This is a genomic window from Alteromonas sp. H02, from assembly GCF_059682525.1.
This window is the reverse complement of sequence record NZ_CM185021.1, coordinates 1,556,315-1,575,596: the sequence shown is the minus strand read 5'-3', so window position 1 is coordinate 1,575,596 and position 19,282 is coordinate 1,556,315. Positions and strand designations below refer to the sequence as shown.

Below are 19,282 nucleotides of genomic sequence, written 5' to 3'. Positions count from 1 at the left end.
AAGTACAGATATGAAGTTGATAAGAGTAATCTTACCAATAGTCATCATTGTTCTGGGAGTTGGAGCAATGAAGACTGTTACCGCGCTAGGTGACACCGCAGAAGAAAACGAGTCGGTCGATACCCGTCCGACCGTGCAGGTTACCCGGTTAAAGCCAGAATCCTTTGCCATTAATATTGAAGCCTTCGGCGAACTTGCGCCGTTAGAAAGCACCCGCCTGGCAGCCCAGGTGAGCGGTGAGGTAGTTGAATGGAACCCCAAATTCGTTGCTGGTGGCATTGTTAAGCGTGGCGAAACGCTGTTCTCCATTGAAAAAGATGCTTACACCGCTGCCCTGCTGCAAGCTGAGTCTGCTCTGGCTAATGCTCAGGCTGCTTTGATAGAAGAAAAAGCTCTGGCCAATGTTGCCGAGCGTGAAGCCGCCACCTTACCCAATTCAAGAGTGACCGATTTATACCTGCGTAAGCCACAGATTTTATCTGCTGAAGCAGCGGTTAAGGCGGCCCAGGCACAGATGAAAATTGCCAGGCGCGACCTCGCCAACACTGAGGTGGTGGCGCCCTACGATGCTTTGATTGTGAGCCGCTCCATAGGTAAAGGGGATTTTCTGACCGTGGGAACCACCGCGGCCACCTTGTACAATGTGGAAGTGGGCGAAGTCACTTTTCCTCTGGCCCGGTTCGACCAGGCTTTCCTGCCGGAAGATCTCAACGGCACTAAAGCAACCGTGTCTTTGCTTAACGGTACAAGCGACGAAATTAAACGCACTGCCACCATTGTTCGCGATTCCGGTATTTACGACAGCGCCACCCGTATGACCCACCTTGTGGCCAGAATTAACGACCCTTACGGTTTAACTACGCAACAGCCGGTGCTGCGCTTTGGTGCTTACACCAAAGTGTCGTTTACCGGTAAAACCATTGATAACGTTTACCGTATCCCGCAGGAGCTGATTACCCGACGTCAACTGTGGATCCTGGATGATGCCGACAAGCTGGTAGCAAAACCGGTTGAGGTAGTGCGTGAAGTTGGCAGTGAGTTTTTAATTCGGGTAGACATAGCCGCTGATGATCGCATTGTGATGACACTGCCTGAATATCCGCAGAACGGAATGGCCGTAAAGGTCATTGAAGGTGCCGATAAACTCGTCGCAAAACAACCTTAATCAACGGAAATCAGCGTAATGTCAGATCCATTAAACCCTCAAAGCGGGCTTATTTCGTGGTTTGCCCGTAATTCGGTTGCCGCCAACCTGCTGATGATATTCATCCTTATTATGGGTGCCTTTGGTTATAAAACCATTCAGCGTCAGATGTTTCCGAATATTGAGAGAAACTATATTAATATTTCGGCGCAATACCGCGGTGCGTCTCCCCAGGAAATTGAAGAAAGCATCCTGATCAAGATAGAAGAAAGCCTGAAAGACGTTAGTGAAATTAAACGCACAGTGTCCCGCGCTTTCAGAAACAGCGGCCGGGTGTCGCTGGAAATTGATAAAGATGAAGAACTGACCGATGTACTCGATAAGGTAAAACTGCGCGTTGACAGTATCGCCACCTTCCCGGCCGATATGGAGCCGGTTACCATTTCTCAGGCTGAGTTTCAGCAGCAGGTGTACGAAATGGCTCTGGTGGGTGATATTCCTCTGGAGGAATTAAAGCCTATCGCCAAGGAAATTGAGGATGACTTACTCCAGTTAAGTAATGTTTCCCTGGCCAATGCCCGGGTACCAACCGATGAAATTGCCATCGAAATTAAGCCTGAACTGCTGCGCATGTATAACCTGACGATTTCAGACGTCACCACTGCCATTAATCAGTACTCTGCCAACATTTCAGCCGGTCAGTTACGTACTGACGCAGGCCTGGTCTCGGTGCGTATTGAAAGTCAGTTTTATGATGGCGAGGAGTTTGCTGGCATCCCGGTTAAGATTGGCCCGGATGGCGCAAAGGTTGTGCTCTCTGATCTCGCCGATATTAAGGATGGCTTTACCGAAGGTGAGCGCTACTTCCGCTACACCGGGCAGAATGCCGTATTGATTGCAGTAAACGCAACTAAATCGCAGAGCATTGTGCCAATTGCAGAAACGGTTAAAGATTTCATGGCATTTAAGAACACAGAGTTGCCAGCCGGTTTAGAGCTTAAAGAACTGGTCGACATGACCTACTACTTAAATGCCCGCCTGAACATGATGCTCAACAACCTGTTTCAGGGCTCGTTACTGGTTGCTCTGATGCTGACGATCTTCCTACGCTTCCGCCTGGCTTTCTGGGTTATGGTGGGGCTACCGCTGTGCTTCTTAGGCGCAGTGATGCTGATGCCAGTATTTGGCGTAAGTGTAAATATCCTGTCGTTGTTCGCCTTTATCATGGTACTGGGTATTGTGGTGGATGATGCCATCGTAATAGGAGAAAGTGCCTATAGCGAAATAGAACAACGAGGGCCTGGGGTAGAAAACGTTATCCGCGGTGCCAAACGCGTTGCTACGCCCGCTACTTTCGGGGTGCTAACCACTATCGCAGTTTTCGCACCGTTTACCCTTAGTAGCGGTCCTGACGGTGAGTTTTTCTACAATATCGCTATTGTTGTGATTTTGTGCCTGGCCTTTAGTCTGATTGAATCCAAGCTGATCCTGCCTGCGCACATTGCCCACATAAAATTCAGCAAAGTAAAACCCGACGGCTGGCGTGCGCGCTTTAACGCGCGGTTCAACCAATTTGTAAATGGCCCTTACCGTCGCACTGTCGAAAAAGCCGTACATTGGCGCTGGGCCGTGTTGGCCGGGTTTGTTGCCATGCTGATGCTAAGCTGGGGGCTGGTTGCCGGTAATCACGTTCGAATGATACCGCAACCTAAAGTGCCACATGACTTTCCGAGTATCGGTATTGAAATGAACGAAAATGTGTCGGATATGGCGACCATTGAAGCATTGAAAACCATTGAGTCAGTGATTTGGCAAATAGAAGAAGAGACCATCAAAGAATATGGCTCAGGCATGATCCGTGATCTGCTGGCATTTAACGAATCCCGCACCGAAGCACGCATAGTTATTCCTCTGGTCGATGAGGACGCACGTCACTTTAATACCTTTGAACTGGCCCGTAAATGGCGCGAAAAGATCCCGGAAATCGCCGGAATGAAGAGCTTCAGTATCGAAGACGATGTGAATGGCGGCGGTGATAATGGCGAGTTTGGTTATCTGCTGTATGGCGCAGACATTACTTCGCTTAATGAAGCAGGTCTGCGTTTTATTCAGATGTTGCAACAGGAAAAGGGCCTCTATGATGTGAGCTCAACCATTGACCCGGCCAGCAAAGAAGTGCGAATGGAACTGTTACCAGCAGCCTATGAGCTCGGTCTTAGCTTGCGTAGCATTGCCAATCAGGTTGGCCTGAGCTTTTACGGCGGTGAAGCACAGCGAGTGATCCGTGACGGCGAGGAAGTCCGGGTGATGGTGCGCTATCCGCGTTTAACCCGGGAGCGTTTTTCAGATCTGAAATACACCGTGATTACCACACCGGAAGGTGAGGAAGTAATGTTAGGTGACGTTGTCACGCTAAGCGAAGAGCCTGGCATCAGCTACATCCGTCGTGAAGAAGGTTACCGCTCGGTGTATGTCTGGGGCGCTATCGACGAAGAACAGGTTGAACCTAACGAGGTTGTTGCCAGTATTGACGAAAAATTGCTGCCACAGTTGTTCGAGGAATTTCCCAATGTACAAACCCAACTGGGTGGCGACATTGAAGAGCAACAGGCGCAACAAGACGAACAAATCATGTTCTTCGTGGCTGCGATGATCATGGTGTATATTCTGCTGGCAGTGCCGCTGAAGAGTTACGGTCAGCCGTTAATCATTATGTCGGTCATTCCCTTCAGCCTGACCGGCGCTATCTGGGCCCATTACCTGCTGGGCCTTGATCTGAGTATGATGTCGACCTTCGGCCTGATTGCAGCTGCAGGGGTAGTGATCAATGACTCCCTGGTAATGACCGATTATATTAACCAGAAGCGACTGGAGGGCCACTCTATCTTGCAAGCCGTTCAGGAAGCTGGCTGCGCCCGATTCAGAGCAATCACCTTAACGTCGATTACCACTTTCGCCGGGGTTATGCCTATCCTGTTTGAAACCAGTTTACAAGCTAAGTTCGTAATCCCAATGGCCGCAGCCCTGGGCTCGGCAGTATTGTATGCAACATTGGTCACGTTAGTGTTGGTACCTTGTCTGTACTTGATTTTGCAGGATTTAACGACCCTCTTCCGCAAATTCTTTGGCTTGTTCCCACTGATGAAAAATAAGCTGACAGGCAAATCTCCCCAGCTTTCCTAGCATCATTAATTTCGGGGAGTCCGGTTGCCAGACCGTGCTCCCCGCAAGCTTTTCAGTTAAACTTCGCCATCATTAATAACCACTTTTAATATCAACCTGGCCCTGGCTTGGTTCGACCGAGGAGACCCTATGGCTATCACTATTCGCCCCGCTCAGATAACAGATACCGAGACTATCTTACACTTCATCAAAGAGCTGGCTATTTACGAAAAGGCTGAGCATGAAGCCAAAGCTACTCCCGAGCATATTCACAATAGCCTGTTTTGCGAAACACCCCATGCCCATGGCCTGATTTGCGAGCATGATGGCCAGCCCATCGGTTTCGCGATTTACTTTTTCAGTTATTCTACCTGGCAGGGCCAGTACGGTATTTACCTTGAAGATCTGTATGTTTCACCACAAAGCAGAGGGCTCGGCGCCGGCAAACAACTGCTAACCCATCTGGCTGGTATTGCCGTGGAAAAAGACTGCGGACGATTTGAATGGAGTGTACTCGACTGGAATCAGCCAGCCATTGACTTTTATGAATCACTGGGCGCTAAGCCACAGGGCGAGTGGATCCGCTACCGGTTAGACGGCGATGCACTTAAAGCGCTGGGTAGTCAGGCCTGAGCCATTAGTTGATACCAAAAAGCTAATGGCTAACGGCGCTTCTCTACCGAAGCGCCAAAATAGCGAAAAATATCCCGCCAGCTAACAATCCCAATCGGTTTATTCTGCTCGTCGATAACCGGTAAACAAGAAATCTTATGCTGATTAAATAAACCGATGGCGCGCACCATGGTGTCGGTGACCTTAAGAGTAATAAGGTCACGGCTCATAATCTGATGTACTTTGCGCTCCAGCGTGGCACGGTCGCGGATTCGCTCACTAATACTATCAATGAACGGGCTGATAGCTTTAAGGTAATCGCGATCTGACAGCACGCCCACCAGCTTTTCATCTTCAACCACCAGCAAGTGATGAAAGCCACTGGCTTCGAATATCTCTCTGACCACGGCCATTGAATCGTCCATTTGAACGGTCACTATGCGGCGGGTCATAACACTGGGTATACTCATTTCGTACTGCTCCGTGACTGGCGACAATAAACGGCCAAAAGACTCTGTTTCATCAGTGGAAATCTCCACATTACCATGTAATAGTAGTTTATAAAGTCAATGACAATATAACAATTCGAAGGACGTCAAATGACCACTCGCCTTTATTCCCGACTCCTTAATCATCCTTATCTGATTATTCTGTTCAGCGGTATACTGATTGTCGTACTGGCAGCGGGCGCTCAGAACCTGTATTTCCGCGGCGATTACAAGACCTTTTTTCGCGAGGATAACCCGCAACGGGTAGCATTTGAAGAAATGCAGGATATGTTTAATAAAACGGAGTCGGTGAATATTCTGGTTGTGCCGGATTCAGGCAACGTATTTAACGCCACCACGCTGAATCTGATTAAAGCCCTCACTGATGAAGCCTGGCAAACCCCCTACTCTATTCGCATTAACTCTGTTACCAATTTCCAGCATACCTATGCTGAAGGTGATGATTTGATCGTAGACAAACTCTATCCGGACTGGCAAACCCTCACGCCAGAAGTTATCGACAATATTGAACAGGTCGCTCTGAGTGAACCTGATGTGGTGAACAGGCTGGTTTCACCAGATGGTCAGGTGGCAGTTATCAGTATAACCGTGCGCATGAGCGATGGTGACCAAACCCCGGAAGTGGCTGAAATTGGTGCCTTTGTAAAAGATATCAAAGATCGGATCGCCTCAGAGCACCCTGATCATACGCTGTATTTAACCGGCGTGGTGATGCTTAATGATGCCTTCCAGATTGCCGCTAACGACGATGCAGCCACCTTAGTACCAGCCATGTTTGCTGCTATCATTGTTATGATTGGCGTGCTGATGCGATCCTTTTTTGCCGCCGTGACTACTTTGGTAATAGTGGCAACTACCATTGCCGCGACAATGGGATTCGCAGGCTGGAGCGGTTTCTTTTTAAGTGTTTCAACGGTCAACGTCCCCACCATGGTGATGACCCTGGCAGTAGCTGACTGCGTACATGTGATAGCTTCCTGGTTTCAACATATGCGTGAGGGCGAAAGTCGCGATGAAGCCCTGCACAATGCCCTGGTATTAAATTTTATGCCGGTGGTGATTACTTCGGTTACCACTTCAATTGGTTTCTTAACCCTGAATTTTTCCGATGTGCCAATTCTTGTCGACCTGGGTAATCTTACTGCAATGGGCGTAATGCTCGCCTGTGTGCTGGCCCTAACACTGTTGCCGGCAATGCTTAAAATCCTGCCGGTTAGGCCACCGCAGCAAACCAGCACCAAACCTCTGCCCTGGCTCACCGGGTTGGGTGAATGGGTGATCACCTATCACCGCCGGGTTTTACCTTACAGTGCAATCGTTTTTGTTACCGCGTTGATTCTGGCTTCCACCAACCAGTTAAATGACATTGCTATTAAATACTTCAGCCAGGATAACAGCTTCCGACAGGCGGCCGATTATCAGTCTGAACACCTAAGCGGCCTTGCCACCATTGATTTTGCCATTTACACCGATGAGATCTCCGGCATTAACAAACCGGAAGTTTTAACCTCGGTACAGGCACTGACAGAATGGTTACGGGCGCAGCCAGAGGTTGATCATGTTTCCTCTATTAGTGACACCTATAAAAAGCTCAACAAAAACATGAATTATGATAATGAGAGCTTTTACCGGTTGCCGCTTGATGCGGAACTGGCCGCCCAGTACCTGTTGCTGTTTGAAATGTCACTGCCTTATGGCCTCGATTTAAATAACCAGATTGATGTCGACAAAGCCGCCACCCGAATTAGCGTGACGCTGGATAACCTTGGCAGTAAAGAGCTCACGGCCTTTGAACAACGCGCTAAGGACTTCTTTAATAAACTGGCACCTGAACTAAGATTAACCGCGGCGAGCCCGGCGCTGATGTTTGCTCACATTGGTGAGACCAATATGCAAAGTATGCTTAAGGGCTCGCTTACGGCGCTGGTGATCATATCAGGGCTGCTTATCTTTGCCTTAAAATCCATGAAACTGGGAGCGATCAGCCTGGTACCCAATTTGCTGCCAGCCGGCTTAGGTTTTGGCATCTGGGCTATGTTGTCGGGTGAAATCAATATGGCGCTGTCGGTGGTGCTCAGTATGACACTGGGGATCATTGTGGATGATACGGTGCACTTTTTATCGAAATATAAAAAAGCCCGCGAGCAAGGAAAAAGCGCAGAAGAAGCGGTGCGATATGCTTACAAAACCATTGGGCAGGCGCTTATCGTAACCACCACAGTACTGACCGTGGGCTTTGGTATTCTTAGCCTGTCCAGTTTTGCGCTGAATTCAGATATGGGCCTGCTGACCGCCATTATTCTGGTAAGTGCGCTGGTAATCGACTTGCTGTTTCTGCCTGCTTTTTTACTCTGGCTGGATACCGACCGAACGGCGAAAACTCACTCGTAGATATCAATGTGCGGAGCATCAGGCTCATGATGATGTTCCGGCGTTTCGCCGTGACTGTCGTAAAGCAGTTCTTCCTCATCCTCCGGCGCTAATGCAGCAGATTGTTTATCAGCTTGTTCTTGATGCTTCTGCCGGGATGACTCCTGCTCTTGCCGGGGTGCTTTTTCATGCACCTTATACTGCTCCTGTTCACTGATCAGGCGTTCTTCATCGTGGGTTTCTTTCTCATCTTCAGACAGCTGCTTAGCGCGGGTTTCTTTACTGACCCGTTTGACCTTCTCGTCGACGACCACCGGCACTTTGCCTTCTCGTGGCAAAACCGAAAACAATAGATCGTTACTCATAACAACCACCTCCCAACCTTTGCCTCAACTATACGCCTTTATGTATAATTATTCACCAACTTAGGGTATTCATTCCAAACCTACAGGTCTTATAACCATTTATTAGAGTATATTTTCCCGCAAAAGTTGCAAAACACTTGCAAAGGCTGCGCGTCTTGGCTATTGTTTGCGCGTCTAAATTAATGAACAAAATTTTATACATGATTAAACGCGCCGCCATTCATCATCACCATCATAAAGCATAACCTTTCAGGTTTGTGCTGGAAGGTTGTTGTTTCCTTCCAGTGGCGCAGATAAAGAATATCGACCCCCGGAAGGAAACTTCCGGGGGTTTTTCGTTAATGGCGCACCAAATTCAGGACTAATTAGAGGATCATCACCATGAGTGATAACAGCAGACTGCGAATTGCAATTCAAAAATCCGGTCGTTTAAGCGACGACAGCATTGCACTTCTTAAAGCTATCGGCATCAAACTTAACATTCGCGATCGCCTGCTGATTGCCCATTCTACCAATGAGAATATCGACCTGCTGCGGGTTCGCGATGATGATATTCCTGGCCTGGTCATGGACGGTGTGGTTGACATGGGCTTTATTGGTGAGAACGAGCTAGAAGAGAAAATGCTCGAACGTCAGGCGGCGGGTAAGCCTGCTGACTTCGAAGTACTGCGTCGTCTGGATTACGGCGGTTGCCGGTTATCTCTCGCTGTACCTACCGAGATGGACTATAGCGGCGCCGCCTCTCTGACCGGTAAAAAAGTAGCCACTACCTACCCCTATTTACTTGAGCGCTATTTTAAAGAGCAAGGGATTAGCGCCAAAGCGGTTATGCTGACAGGCTCAGTGGAAGTGGCTCCTCGCGCCGGTGTAGCCGACGCCATTTGTGATTTGGTATCCACCGGTGCCACGCTGGAAGCCAACGGCCTGCAGGAAGAAGAAGTGATCTTCCGTTCTAAAGCCGTCCTTATTCAACGTGCCGACGGTGAACTGAGCGCTGAAAAACAGGCGTTGATTAACCGCCTGGTGCCGCGCATTGATGGCGTGATGCAGGCCAAAGAAAGCAAATACATCATGCTTCATGCGCCTAAAGCATATCTGGAACAGGTTAAAAGCTTACTGCCAGGTGCTGAAAACCCAACCGTGCTTCCGCTGGCGGGCGGTGATGACACCGTAGCAATCCATGTGGTCAGCCCTGAAAACCTATTCTGGGAAACCATGGAAAAGTTAAAAGCACTGGGCTGCAGCTCCATTCTGGTGATGCCAATTGAAAAAATGATGGGTTAAAAGCGAGGCTAATCTTATGATTAACTGGTCTACTCTGACTACTGCTGAACAAGTTGATGCGCTGGCTCGCCCAGCCATGGCTGATAGCGCCAAACTCAAGGTAACGGTGGCAGACATTCTTGCGCAGGTCTTCGCTCGCGGTGACGAGGCGGTACTGGAATTTACCCGCCGTTTCGACTCGCCTAAGCTTACCGACCTGAAACTCAGCATAGAAAAACGTGATGAGCTGGCTGCCCGCGTAACGCCTGAAGTGCAAAGTGCCATTCAAACAGCTTTCGCCAATGTAAAACAGTTCCACGAAGCACAGTATCCACAGGACATCCGGCTTACCACTACGCCAGGTGTCGTTTGCGAACAACGTTTTACTGCGCTGGAAGCGGTAGGTTTATACATCCCGGGAGGCAGCGCGCCTCTGCCCTCAACCGTCATGATGTTAGGTGTACCGGCGATGGTGGCAGGCTGTGAGCGCAAGGTACTTTGTACGCCGCCTAACGCCGAGCAGGAAATTGCCCCTGAGATTGCTTTTGCTGCCAAATGCTGCGGCATCGGTGAGATTTATCTGTGTGGCGGCGCACAGGCCATTGCCGCCATGGCTTTTGGTACCGACACCATCACCAAAGTAGATAAAATTTTCGGCCCCGGTAACAGCTTTGTGACCGAAGCCAAACAGCAGGTCAGTCAACGCGCCGATGGTGCTGCCATCGATATGCCTGCCGGGCCATCAGAAGTACTGGTGCTGGCTGATGAAAGCGCTGATGCTGATTTTGTCGCATCTGATTTGCTTTCCCAGGCCGAACATGGCCCCGATTCACAGGCGATTCTGGTAACCAACAGCGCTGAGCTGATTGAGGCGGTAGAAGCAGCGGTAGCCAAACAGCTGGCGGCGCTCTCACGCAACAGTATTGCCAGCAAGGCTATGGAAAACGCCCGCTATATTCTGACCAGTTCAGTCAATGAAGCCATTGCCGTGAGCAACCAATACGCGCCCGAGCACTTAATTGTGCAATGTGATAATTCACGGGGGTTGTTGCCGTTAATTAAACATGCCGGCTCAATATTTTTAGGCCCTTGGTCACCGGAGAGTGCCGGCGATTACGCCTCTGGCACGAACCACGTATTGCCGACTTATGGCTACGCCAGAAACTACTCCAGTCTGGGACTGCTGGACTTTATGCGCCGCTACACTATTCAGGAACTCAGTGAAGACGGCATGCGCAATTTAGGCCCGGCCATTATGCAACTGGCAGATGCTGAAGGGCTCGATGCTCACCGTAATGCGGTTGGCTATCGGCTGGATAAATTGAACAAGCAAAACGATTAACTTACAGAGACCGCTATGACGAGCAAACTGGTTGATACTTTAATCAACGCCAACCTGGTGCCGCTGAAACCCTATGAATCAGCACGCCGGCTATTTTCCGGTGGTCAGGACTGGCTCAATGCCAATGAGTCGCCTTTTGCCAACCCTTACGACATTGACCCGGGCAACTTTAACCGTTACCCCTCCTGTCAGCCTGACAGGGTCATTAACGCCTATGCCGACTATGCTGGCGTGGATAAATCACAACTGATCGTAACGCGCGGCGCCGATGAAGGCATTGAGCTGTTAATCCGCACCTTCTGTACCCCGGGCGAAGATAATATTCTGATTTGTCCGCCTACCTATGGCATGTATGCCATCAGCGCAGAAACCTGTGATGTAGGCATTAAACGTGTACCGTTAAACGACGATTTCAGCCTGGATGTGGACGGGATTTGCGCGACAGAAAACGTTAACCTGGTGTTTATTTGTGCGCCCAACAACCCCACCGGCACTCAGGTAAGCCAGGCTGATTTAACCGCCGTGCTCAAACACTTTGCCGACACCGCCCTGGTAGTGGTAGACGAAGCCTACATTGAGTTTGATATCGACAACACCTGGGCAACGCAACTGGCAGCCTACCCTAATCTTGTGGTACTGCGTACGCTTTCCAAAGCCTTTGCCCTGGCCGGCTTACGCTGTGGGTTTACTATTGCCAGCGAAGCGATTATTCAGTCGCTGTTAAAAGTGATTGCGCCCTACCCCATACCGGAGCCGGTGGCGCAAATTGTGGCGCAGGCATTAACGCCTGAGAATATTGAGCGAATGCAGCAACAGGTGACGTTTTTAAATGAACAACGCACCTCGCTGCAGGCAGAACTGGCCAAGCGGCCCGGCGTTGAACTGGTTGGCGACGTGAAAGCTAACTATATTTTGTTCCGCCACAACCAGTGCACGCAGATCATGCAATACCTGGTGAGTCAGGGCATGCTCATTCGCGACCAGTCCAAACAACTTAACCTGCAAAACTGCCTGCGGGTAACTATTGGCAGCGCTGAACAGAATCAGCGTTTACTTTCCTTATTAGACGCTTATTTTGAGCAAGCGGGAGCATCACTGTGAGCCAGCAAGCTATTTTATTTATCGACCGTGACGGCACTCTGGTAGAAGAGCCACCTATCGACAAGCAACTCGACAGCCTCGAAAAGCTGGTATTCGAACCTCAGGTGATCCCGGTTTTATTAAAACTGAAAGCCGCCGGCTTTAAACTGGTAATGGTGACTAATCAGGATGGTCTGGGTACCGACAGCTTTCCGCAAGCCGATTTTGACCTGCCCCACAATGCCATGATGGCGGTGTTTGAAAGTCAGGGTGTAACCTTTGACGACGTGTTAATTTGCCCGCACTTTGATGAAGACAACTGCTCCTGCCGTAAGCCAAAACTTGGCCTGGTCAAGGACTACCTGCAACAGGGTAAAGTCGACTTTACCCGCTCTTACGTGATTGGCGATCGCTTGACGGATATGCAGTTGGCCGAAAACATGGGGATCAAAGGTATTCAGTACAGCCGTGACGGCATTAACTGGCCGGCTATCGAGAAGCAGTTACTGGCGTCTTCCCGCATTGCTGAAGTCACCCGAACGACCTCTGAAACCGACATTCATGTACGGGTAGATTTAGACTCGGCCGCAAAGTCAAGCATTGCCACCGGCATGGGCTTTTTCGACCACATGCTCGACCAGATTGCCACCCACGGCGGCTTTGAGCTACAGCTAAAAACCGATGGCGATCTGCACATCGACGATCACCACAGTGTGGAAGACACCGCACTGGCATTAGGCGAAGCTCTTAAGAAAGCACTGGGTAACAAACGCGGCATTGGCCGCTTTGGTTTTGCCCTGCCGATGGATGAGTGTCGCGCCGAATGTATTATGGATATTTCCAATCGCCCTTACCTGAAATTTGATGCGAAGTTTAGCCGAGACCAGGTTGGCGAAATGGCGACTGAGATGGTAGAACACTTCTTTTACTCACTGGCACAAAGCATGGGACTGTCGCTGCACTTATCCACCAGCGAAGGTAATGCTCACCACCAGGTCGAAAGCCTGTTTAAGGTTTTTGGCCGGGCGTTACGTCAGGCGATTACCCGTTCAGGTGATGCCCTGCCAAGCAGTAAAGGAGCCCTGTAATGACTCAGCAAACCATTGTTATTGTTAACACCGGTTGCGCCAATATTTCTTCGGTTAAATTTGCCCTTGAGCGTTTGGGTGTGAGTGTAACGGTATCAGACGATCCAGCGGTCATTAAAAGTGCCGATAAGGTATTTTTACCAGGCGTTGGTGCAGCCGGCGCGGCCATGACCAGCATCACAGCCAAACAGCTTATCCCGACGCTGCAAGGATTAACCCAGCCGGTATTGGGTGTGTGTCTGGGCATGCAGTTGATGGTTGAGCAATCAGATGAAGCCACTACTGGCACCATCGACTGCTTAAAACTGCTACCCGGCCATGTTAAACGTATGCAGGCTGGCGAGCTGCGTTTACCCCACATGGGCTGGAATACCATTAGCCCGGTGGGCGACTCGCCGCTGTTTAAAGGGTTAGGTGAAGGCACTTATTTTTATTTTGTGCACAGCTTTGCCGTGCCGGTTTATGAGCACACTCTGGCGAGTTGCGAGTACGGCCAGACCTTTTCGGCTGCTATCCGGCACAATAATTTCTTCGGGGTGCAATTCCACCCTGAGCGTTCAGGTGAAGCCGGCGCGCAACTGCTAACCAACTTTGTGAACCTATAATCATGATTATACCTGCTATCGATTTAATCGACGGCGCCGTGGTGCGACTGTACCAGGGCGACTATAACCAAAAAACCCAGTATACCCTTGACCCTGTTGAGGTTGTGCACAGCTATGCTGATCAGGGTGCCGAGTGGTTGCACATTGTAGACCTTACCGGTGCCAAAGACACAGACAAACGTCAGTTAGAACTGATCCGCGCCATGGTGGATACCAAGCGTATGAAATTCCAGTCTGGCGGTGGCATTCGTGAAGAGCGCGAAGTAGCCCAACTGCTTGAATCCGGCGTGAGCCGCGTGGTCATTGGCTCGCTGGCGGTAAAACAAACCGAGCTGGTAAAAAGCTGGGTAAAACAGTACGGGCCGGAGCACATTGTGCTGGCGCTGGATGTTAATATCGACGATGACGGCAATAAGTTTATTGCCACCCACGGCTGGCAGGAGAATTCTGGCGTATCACTGGAACAAATCCTTACCGCCTTTGCCGAAGTGGATGCCAGGCACGTGCTATGCACCGATATCAGCCGCGACGGCACGCTGCAGGGTTCTAACGTTGAATTGTATACCGAAGTAAGTAAACAGTTCCCGAATGTTAGCTGGCAGGCTTCCGGCGGCATTGGCGGGCTGGATGATATCCGCACCCTACGCCCCACCGGTGTGGGCGGTGTTATTTTAGGCCGGGCATTACTGGAGGGTAAATTCACCGTTGAGGAGGCAATCGCATGCTGGCAAAACGGATAATTCCTTGTCTGGACGTTCGCGACGGCAAGGTCGTGAAAGGCGTTCAGTTTCGTAACCACGAAATCATTGGCGATATTGTGCCACTGGCCGAGCAGTATGCCAAAGCCGGTGCCGACGAACTGGTGTTTTATGATATTACTGCCAGCTCCGATCAGCGCGTAGTGGATAAAAGCTGGGTGAGCCGTATTGCGCAGGTGATTGATATCCCGTTTTGCGTGGCTGGCGGCATAAAGTCTGTTGAAGACGCCGGTCGTATTCTTGAAATGGGCGCAGATAAAATTTCGATTAACTCCCCGGCCCTGACCAATCCAGAACTGATCAATGAACTGCACGATGTATATGGCCAGCAGTGCGTGGTAATTGGTATCGACAGCTTTTATAACGAAGCCAACAATCAGTATGAAGTGTACAAATTTACCGGCGATGAAAGCCGCACTCAGCAAACTGCCTGGCAAACCCTGGACTGGATCAAAGAAGTGCAGTCACGTGGCGCCGGCGAGATTGTACTTAACTGCATGAACCAGGATGGCGTGCGTAAAGGCTATGATATTGCGCAGCTGGCAGCAGTGCGGAAAGTCTGTAACATTCCACTGATTGCTTCAGGCGGTGCCGGTGCCATTGAGCACTTTACCGAAGTATTTAAGACGGCCGATGTCGACGGCGCGCTGGCCGCCTCGGTGTTCCATAAAGCCATTATTAACATCGACGAATTAAAAGCGACTCTGGTGGCTGCTGGAGTCCCCATGCGCCAGCGTTATACGGTTGGTGAATAAGGAAACAACTATGATAATTACACAAGACACCCAGAGCCAGTTAGCCTGGGACAAAATGGATAACCTGCTACCCGCCATCGTGCAGGATGCAGTAACCGGAAAAGTCTTGATGCAGGGTTATATGAACCCGGAAGCTCTCGAGGTCACCCTAAACAGCGGCAAAGTCACGTTTTTTAGCCGCTCTAAGCAGCGCTTATGGCAAAAAGGCGAAACCTCCGGTAACACGCTGGATTTAGTTAGTGTTAGCAGCGATTGCGATGACGATTCATTACTCGTATTGGCAAACCCTAATGGCCCGACCTGCCACACTGGTGCTGAGAGTTGCTGGTTTGATGGCGACGTTGCTGATTATACCTTTGTAGGCGATCTGGAGCGAGTACTGGCAGCGCGTAAATCAGCCGACCCGGCGTCGAGCTACACCTCCAAACTGTACAGTAAAGGCGTAAAGCGCATCGCGCAGAAAGTAGGTGAAGAAGGCGTTGAAACTGCGCTGGCGGCCACCGTGATGGATAAAGAAGAACTGCGTAATGAAGCGGCTGACTTACTCTACCATTTAACGGTATTGCTCCAGGCCTGTGATATGTCGGTATCGGATGCGGTCAACGTACTCAGAGAGCGCCATAAAGGCTAACCACAACGACTAGAACAAAGGCTGCCGGAAGGTGGCCTTTTTTGTCTCACTGATAACCGAGTTCGCGGGCGGCAATCTCAAGGCGCTTTACTATCTGTGGGTCCATATCACCATTAGCCGCCAGATAAGCCACTACAGACAATTCCGGAACGGCCTGCACAACTTTGATATCCACAGCCTGCAAACCTGTCAGCTCCGCTGTGCTTTCAATGAGGTTCGGATCTTCGATAATGATATCGACAGTGCCTAGCTTTAACTGCTGCCACGAACACAGAATATCGGCGCATACCAGCAGATCATGACCTTCCACCAGGCCTTTGCTAACCAGCCATGACTCAGCGATATCACCTCGCTGAGCGGCTGCCGACAGGCCATTCAGATCAAGCTTGTTTTCGAGCTGGATATCCTCTCGCCTGGCAAGCGCCAGAATACTCAGATTAAACCTGGCAACCGGCGCAATCCAGTGAAATCGACCTTCCCGCTGAGGCGTTTTTGCAATGGAGTAAATCAAAGCACGACTGGAGCGTTCGACGTTTAGCATCGCCCTGGCCCAGGGATATATCTTAAACTCAGCGGTAAGCCCGGCATGGGAAATAATGTTGCGAACCCGCTCAGTAGCAATACCACTAACCTGATCGCCCGCCTGATACTGATAAGGTGGTGACACTTCGGTAAACACCACCAGCGAGGGCGTATTGGCGAACGCCTCTGTTATACTGAGTGCAAATAAACAAAAAACACTGACTAGCTGGCGAAACTTCATTGAGGACAGCGACTCATAAACTACATCGTATAAGTGTAAACCGATGTGGCCTATTTGCCCAGTTCACAGCATGAAGAAGTCTGCTCAACAGACCAGCATCCTACCAGCCATTTACCCGCGACCAGATAGCCGATATGTTGCCGTCATCACCAATGACATGGTATTGAGAATACTGAGCTGCCGTGGCACAGGCATGAATCGGTAAAATACGCAGTAAACGGCCATAACCAAACACAGACTCAGGCGGTGTAAGATTATCGCGATGGCTGATAATGCCGTGTTCCTGATTGGTGGCACTTACGTACCAGCCATCCAGTAGCATGCCGTTCTCATCGCACACCAGTCCATAACCACAGTCCTGCTGCTGTGATGCCGTGCCCTGATCCCGCGACAAGGCCATCCAGCCAGCATCAACAATCACCCAGTTTTTATCGGCCTGGTGGCCGATTACGGATGTCAGCACAGACAGAGCAATATCATCAGTTTCACACACCCCAAGACCGGCCATGACACAATCAAATGTGGCATAAACACCGGCTCGAAGTTCATTGATACCGGTGTGCTTTATGCCGGCTAAAGCCGTGGGGGTTGAACCTGCCGAAACCAGCTCACAGGGTATTCCCGCTGCCAACAGGTTAGCTGCAGCGTTGGCAATACGTTCACACTCTTGTTGCCCCATCGCCTGTTGCGAAGCTTTGGTGTCACAATCGTAGGAGGCCCCGGCATGAGTCATGATGCCTCGAAAGTGAATATTCGGAGCTGCTGATAAAGCTCTGGCGCAAGTAATCAACTCGTCGGACTGAGGTAATAACCCGGCGCGATGGTCGTCCACATCCACTTCCAGCATCACCGATAAAGATAGCTCTAACTCACCGGCGTACTCAGCTAATGCATTCACCGCGGCCAGACTGTCAGCTATCACCGTGAAATCCCGCGCCAGTCGTTGAATGGCGGCTAACTGGCCGAACTTGTTGGGAGACAGGCCCACTGCGTAGAGAATATCGGTATAACCGGCGCTGGCAAAAGTAGCCGCTTCTGCCAATGTTGACACCGTGATGGGGCCTGAGGCTGGCGCGTAATATTCTGCCGCCTGCAGTGATTTAAGGGTTTTAACGTGCGGGCGAAGCGTAAGTTGTTCACTATCCGCGACGGCCTGCATTCGCTGGCAATTGCGGCGGAACTTATTCAGGTCGAGCAGGCACGCTGGCGTGATAAGTTGTGCTAATGAATTCATAAAAACGGCAACCAGTAAATCAGTGTCAGGTTTGCGCTGGCCAGGCCGAACAGCGACATCACGGTTAACATCATGCCTGCGACTCGTTGCCAGGTTGCGCCCACAGAGTGACGCAAACCGTAGGCATGCAATACGCGGCCAATGACCAGGGATGCGCCGAATAGATGAATCAGCCAGGGAATTTCCGTACTGATTTCCAGGATGGCCAGCAGCAGTAACGTGAGCGGCACATATTCAGCAAAGTTACCGTGAACCCGAACGAGACGCTGCAGTACTTCGTCGCCGCCGTCACCCACGCCAATTCGATTGCTACGCCGGTGAATAATCACCAACGCGGTAATATACAAATAGATAAATGCCAGAATACTGGCATAAAAAGCAGTAACCGGAAGTACGATCATCTTTTCACTACTATCTTCACGTTAGAGGCGGTTATTGTGACAGTGAAATGGGTGAAGGGTAAAGCAATGATTGCGCTGTTCGTTGGTTAGCAACAACGGCAAACAAAAAAGCCGCTGTAAATCAGCGGCTTTTCAATTCTGCAAGAGGCCGGATTATCCCAGCAGCTCACCTAATTGCTTGCTTACCGTTTCTACCGGCTGAGTGCCGTCGAGCTTGTGGTAAGCACAGTTACCAGCTTCGGCTTCAGCACTGTAGTAATCAACCAGTGGCTGTGTTTGCTCGTGGTAGATACCTAAGCGTGCGCGAACGGTTTCTTCTTTGTCGTCATCACGAATGATCAACTCTTCGCCGGTTACGTCATCTTTACCTTCCTCTTTTGGAGGGTTGTAGACAACGTGGTAAACCCGACCTGACGCAGGGTGAACACGACGGCCGCCCATCCGGTCGACGATAACGTCATCCGGTACATCAAATTCGATAACATGGTCAACTGCCACACCAGCTTCCTTCATGGCGTCTGCCTGAGGGATAGTGCGCGGGAAACCATCGAGCAGGAAACCATCTTTACAGTCATCCTGAGCAATGCGCTCTTTTACCAGACCAATAATGATATCGTCGGACACTAATTTCCCTTCGTCCATGACTTTCTTTGCTGCTAAGCCCAGTTCTGTACCAGCCTTAATAGCACTACGAAGCATGTCACCTGTAGAAATTTGCGGGATACCATATTTGCCCATCAAAAATTGCGCTTGTGTACCCTTACCGGCTCCCGGTGCACCGAGAAGTATAATTCGCATATTTGCGCTCTCCGCTTATTTATTTCATAACTGTGAGGCACTTTACACACTACCATTCGGCGTGACAAGTGCTCAGCTGGTCTTGTCTGCTGTCTTACGACTAATAGCGTATGTAAATTGAACTATTGAACAATGTCGACAGAAATCCTTAACAGCAATGCTAATTTTTGCGGTAGCTATAAGCGTTACCGGCGTTGCAGTCACTCCCTAAATGCCCGAATTTGCAAGCAACCCAGCTTGTTAAGCTTTGCATCATCAAGCTGAATTAAAGCCAATATAAACCACACTAATAATTTGTTACCTGCAAATCTGTAGATTAGTGAATTAATGTTGTCGACATCACAGGTACACGCTAAAAAAACGGGCAGGTAAAAACCTGCCCGTTATATTCAGTGCTTTGCT

Annotated in this window: 18 protein-coding genes and 1 other annotated feature; of the genes, 12 read left to right on the top strand and 6 right to left on the bottom strand. The window is 50.1% G+C overall.

Annotated elements, in window-relative coordinates; genetic code table 11:
- Window positions 1–67 precede the first annotated feature (67 nt).
- The 3 genes from AC566Q_RS07165 (at window position 68) to AC566Q_RS07155 (ending at window position 4,939) form a co-directional block, all read left to right on the top strand.
- Complete coding sequence (locus tag AC566Q_RS07165; protein WP_499615271.1) at window positions 68–1,165, top strand: efflux RND transporter periplasmic adaptor subunit; 1,098 nt, start codon at window positions 68–70, stop codon at window positions 1,163–1,165.
- A gap of 18 nt (window positions 1,166–1,183) precedes the next feature.
- Complete coding sequence (locus AC566Q_RS07160) at window positions 1,184–4,327, top strand: efflux RND transporter permease subunit (RefSeq protein ID WP_499615268.1); 3,144 nt, start codon at window positions 1,184–1,186, stop codon at window positions 4,325–4,327.
- A gap of 129 nt (window positions 4,328–4,456) precedes the next feature.
- Window positions 4,457–4,939, top strand: a complete 483-nt coding sequence (locus tag AC566Q_RS07155) for a GNAT family N-acetyltransferase (protein WP_499615265.1) — start codon at window positions 4,457–4,459, stop codon at window positions 4,937–4,939.
- 29 nt (window positions 4,940–4,968) lie between these two features.
- Here the strand turns inward: AC566Q_RS07155 and AC566Q_RS07150 are convergent, their stop codons facing one another.
- Complete coding sequence (locus AC566Q_RS07150) at window positions 4,969–5,388, bottom strand: CBS domain-containing protein (RefSeq protein ID WP_499615263.1); 420 nt, start codon at window positions 5,386–5,388, stop codon at window positions 4,969–4,971.
- Window positions 5,389–5,517: 129 nt separating this feature from the next.
- Here AC566Q_RS07150 and AC566Q_RS07145 point away from each other — a divergent pair, with 129 nt between their 5' ends.
- The gene (locus AC566Q_RS07145; protein WP_499615260.1) at window positions 5,518–7,818 is read left to right on the top strand and encodes an efflux RND transporter permease subunit; all 2,301 of its coding nucleotides are present in this window, start codon (window positions 5,518–5,520) and stop codon (window positions 7,816–7,818) included.
- Here AC566Q_RS07145 and AC566Q_RS07140 read toward each other — a convergent pair.
- Window positions 7,809–8,162, bottom strand: coding sequence for a hypothetical protein (locus AC566Q_RS07140; RefSeq protein WP_499615258.1), 354 nt, complete (start codon window positions 8,160–8,162; stop codon window positions 7,809–7,811). The two genes, AC566Q_RS07145 and AC566Q_RS07140, sit on opposite strands and share 10 nt — an antisense overlap.
- Window positions 8,163–8,382: 220 nt before the next feature.
- Window positions 8,383–8,498: a sequence feature (His leader region), on the top strand.
- A gap of 45 nt (window positions 8,499–8,543) precedes the next feature.
- On the opposite strand from AC566Q_RS07140, the gene hisG reads away from it, so the two are divergent.
- Genes hisG through hisIE form a run of 8 tightly spaced genes read left to right on the top strand, consistent with a single transcriptional unit; the run spans window position 8,544 to window position 15,684 of the window.
- Complete coding sequence (gene hisG / locus AC566Q_RS07135; protein ID WP_499615256.1) at window positions 8,544–9,446, top strand: ATP phosphoribosyltransferase; 903 nt, start codon at window positions 8,544–8,546, stop codon at window positions 9,444–9,446.
- A gap of 16 nt (window positions 9,447–9,462) precedes the next feature.
- Window positions 9,463–10,767 (top strand): histidinol dehydrogenase, encoded by a 1,305-nt coding sequence (hisD, locus tag AC566Q_RS07130; RefSeq protein ID WP_499615253.1) that lies wholly within the window; start codon window positions 9,463–9,465, stop codon window positions 10,765–10,767.
- Between the two features lie 15 nt (window positions 10,768–10,782).
- Window positions 10,783–11,868 (top strand): histidinol-phosphate transaminase, encoded by a 1,086-nt coding sequence (hisC, locus tag AC566Q_RS07125; RefSeq protein ID WP_499615250.1) that lies wholly within the window; start codon window positions 10,783–10,785, stop codon window positions 11,866–11,868.
- Window positions 11,865–12,935: a bifunctional histidinol-phosphatase/imidazoleglycerol-phosphate dehydratase HisB gene (gene hisB / locus AC566Q_RS07120; protein ID WP_499615248.1), complete on the top strand. Its 1,071-nt coding sequence runs from the start codon at window positions 11,865–11,867 to the stop codon at window positions 12,933–12,935. The genes hisC and hisB overlap by 4 nt, the downstream gene beginning before the upstream one ends.
- Window positions 12,935–13,540 (top strand): imidazole glycerol phosphate synthase subunit HisH, encoded by a 606-nt coding sequence (gene hisH, locus AC566Q_RS07115; protein WP_105933450.1) that lies wholly within the window; start codon window positions 12,935–12,937, stop codon window positions 13,538–13,540. The genes hisB and hisH overlap by 1 nt, the downstream gene beginning before the upstream one ends.
- 2 nt (window positions 13,541–13,542) lie before the next feature.
- On the top strand, window positions 13,543–14,280 hold the full coding sequence (hisA, locus tag AC566Q_RS07110) for a 1-(5-phosphoribosyl)-5-[(5-phosphoribosylamino)methylideneamino]imidazole-4-carboxamide isomerase (protein ID WP_499615245.1): 738 nt from the start codon (window positions 13,543–13,545) through the stop codon (window positions 14,278–14,280).
- Window positions 14,262–15,053, top strand: coding sequence for an imidazole glycerol phosphate synthase subunit HisF (hisF, locus tag AC566Q_RS07105; RefSeq protein WP_499615242.1), 792 nt, complete (start codon window positions 14,262–14,264; stop codon window positions 15,051–15,053). The genes hisA and hisF overlap by 19 nt, the downstream gene beginning before the upstream one ends.
- 10 nt (window positions 15,054–15,063) lie before the next feature.
- On the top strand, window positions 15,064–15,684 hold the full coding sequence (gene hisIE, locus AC566Q_RS07100) for a bifunctional phosphoribosyl-AMP cyclohydrolase/phosphoribosyl-ATP diphosphatase HisIE (RefSeq protein WP_499615239.1): 621 nt from the start codon (window positions 15,064–15,066) through the stop codon (window positions 15,682–15,684).
- A 46-nt stretch (window positions 15,685–15,730) separates the two neighbouring features.
- Here hisIE and AC566Q_RS07095 read toward each other — a convergent pair whose 3' ends face one another.
- The 4 genes from AC566Q_RS07095 to adk all read right to left on the bottom strand — a co-directional run bounded on the left by AC566Q_RS07095 (window position 15,731) and on the right by adk (window position 18,880).
- Entirely contained in the window at window positions 15,731–16,447 is a 717-nt protein-coding gene (locus AC566Q_RS07095; protein WP_499615236.1) for a substrate-binding periplasmic protein, read from the bottom strand.
- A gap of 100 nt (window positions 16,448–16,547) precedes the next feature.
- Window positions 16,548–17,681 carry an alanine racemase gene (locus tag AC566Q_RS07090; protein WP_499615233.1) on the bottom strand — a complete coding sequence of 378 codons (1,134 nt, stop codon included), beginning with the start codon at window positions 17,679–17,681 and terminating at the stop codon, window positions 16,548–16,550.
- Window positions 17,678–18,082: an MAPEG family protein gene (locus AC566Q_RS07085; protein WP_240621837.1), complete on the bottom strand. Its 405-nt coding sequence runs from the start codon at window positions 18,080–18,082 to the stop codon at window positions 17,678–17,680. Before AC566Q_RS07085 ends, AC566Q_RS07090 begins: the two co-directional genes overlap by 4 nt.
- A gap of 153 nt (window positions 18,083–18,235) precedes the next feature.
- On the bottom strand, window positions 18,236–18,880 hold the full coding sequence (adk, locus tag AC566Q_RS07080) for an adenylate kinase (protein WP_123324251.1): 645 nt from the start codon (window positions 18,878–18,880) through the stop codon (window positions 18,236–18,238).
- Window positions 18,881–19,282: the final 402 nt, after the last annotated feature.

Bases quoted from the DNA above. Each gene is read 5' to 3' on its own strand.
- AC566Q_RS07165 (WP_499615271.1), top strand. From the start codon at position 68: ATGAAGACTGTTACCGCGCTAGGTGACACCGCAGAAGAAAACGAGTCG.
- AC566Q_RS07160 (WP_499615268.1), top strand. From the start codon at position 1,184: ATGTCAGATCCATTAAACCCTCAAAGCGGGCTTATTTCGTGGTTTGCC.
- AC566Q_RS07155 (WP_499615265.1), top strand. From the start codon at position 4,457: ATGGCTATCACTATTCGCCCCGCTCAGATAACAGATACCGAGACTATC.
- AC566Q_RS07150 (WP_499615263.1), bottom strand. From the start codon at position 5,388: ATGAGTATACCCAGTGTTATGACCCGCCGCATAGTGACCGTTCAAATG.
- AC566Q_RS07145 (WP_499615260.1), top strand. From the start codon at position 5,518: ATGACCACTCGCCTTTATTCCCGACTCCTTAATCATCCTTATCTGATT.
- AC566Q_RS07140 (WP_499615258.1), bottom strand. From the start codon at position 8,162: ATGAGTAACGATCTATTGTTTTCGGTTTTGCCACGAGAAGGCAAAGTG.
- hisG (WP_499615256.1), top strand. From the start codon at position 8,544: ATGAGTGATAACAGCAGACTGCGAATTGCAATTCAAAAATCCGGTCGT.
- hisD (WP_499615253.1), top strand. From the start codon at position 9,463: ATGATTAACTGGTCTACTCTGACTACTGCTGAACAAGTTGATGCGCTG.
- hisC (WP_499615250.1), top strand. From the start codon at position 10,783: ATGACGAGCAAACTGGTTGATACTTTAATCAACGCCAACCTGGTGCCG.
- hisH (WP_105933450.1), top strand. From the start codon at position 12,935: ATGACTCAGCAAACCATTGTTATTGTTAACACCGGTTGCGCCAATATT.
- hisA (WP_499615245.1), top strand. From the start codon at position 13,543: ATGATTATACCTGCTATCGATTTAATCGACGGCGCCGTGGTGCGACTG.
- hisF (WP_499615242.1), top strand. From the start codon at position 14,262: ATGCTGGCAAAACGGATAATTCCTTGTCTGGACGTTCGCGACGGCAAG.
- hisIE (WP_499615239.1), top strand. From the start codon at position 15,064: ATGATAATTACACAAGACACCCAGAGCCAGTTAGCCTGGGACAAAATG.
- AC566Q_RS07095 (WP_499615236.1), bottom strand. From the start codon at position 16,447: ATGAAGTTTCGCCAGCTAGTCAGTGTTTTTTGTTTATTTGCACTCAGT.
- AC566Q_RS07090 (WP_499615233.1), bottom strand. From the start codon at position 17,681: ATGAATTCATTAGCACAACTTATCACGCCAGCGTGCCTGCTCGACCTG.
- AC566Q_RS07085 (WP_240621837.1), bottom strand. From the start codon at position 18,082: ATGATCGTACTTCCGGTTACTGCTTTTTATGCCAGTATTCTGGCATTT.
- adk (WP_123324251.1), bottom strand. From the start codon at position 18,880: ATGCGAATTATACTTCTCGGTGCACCGGGAGCCGGTAAGGGTACACAA.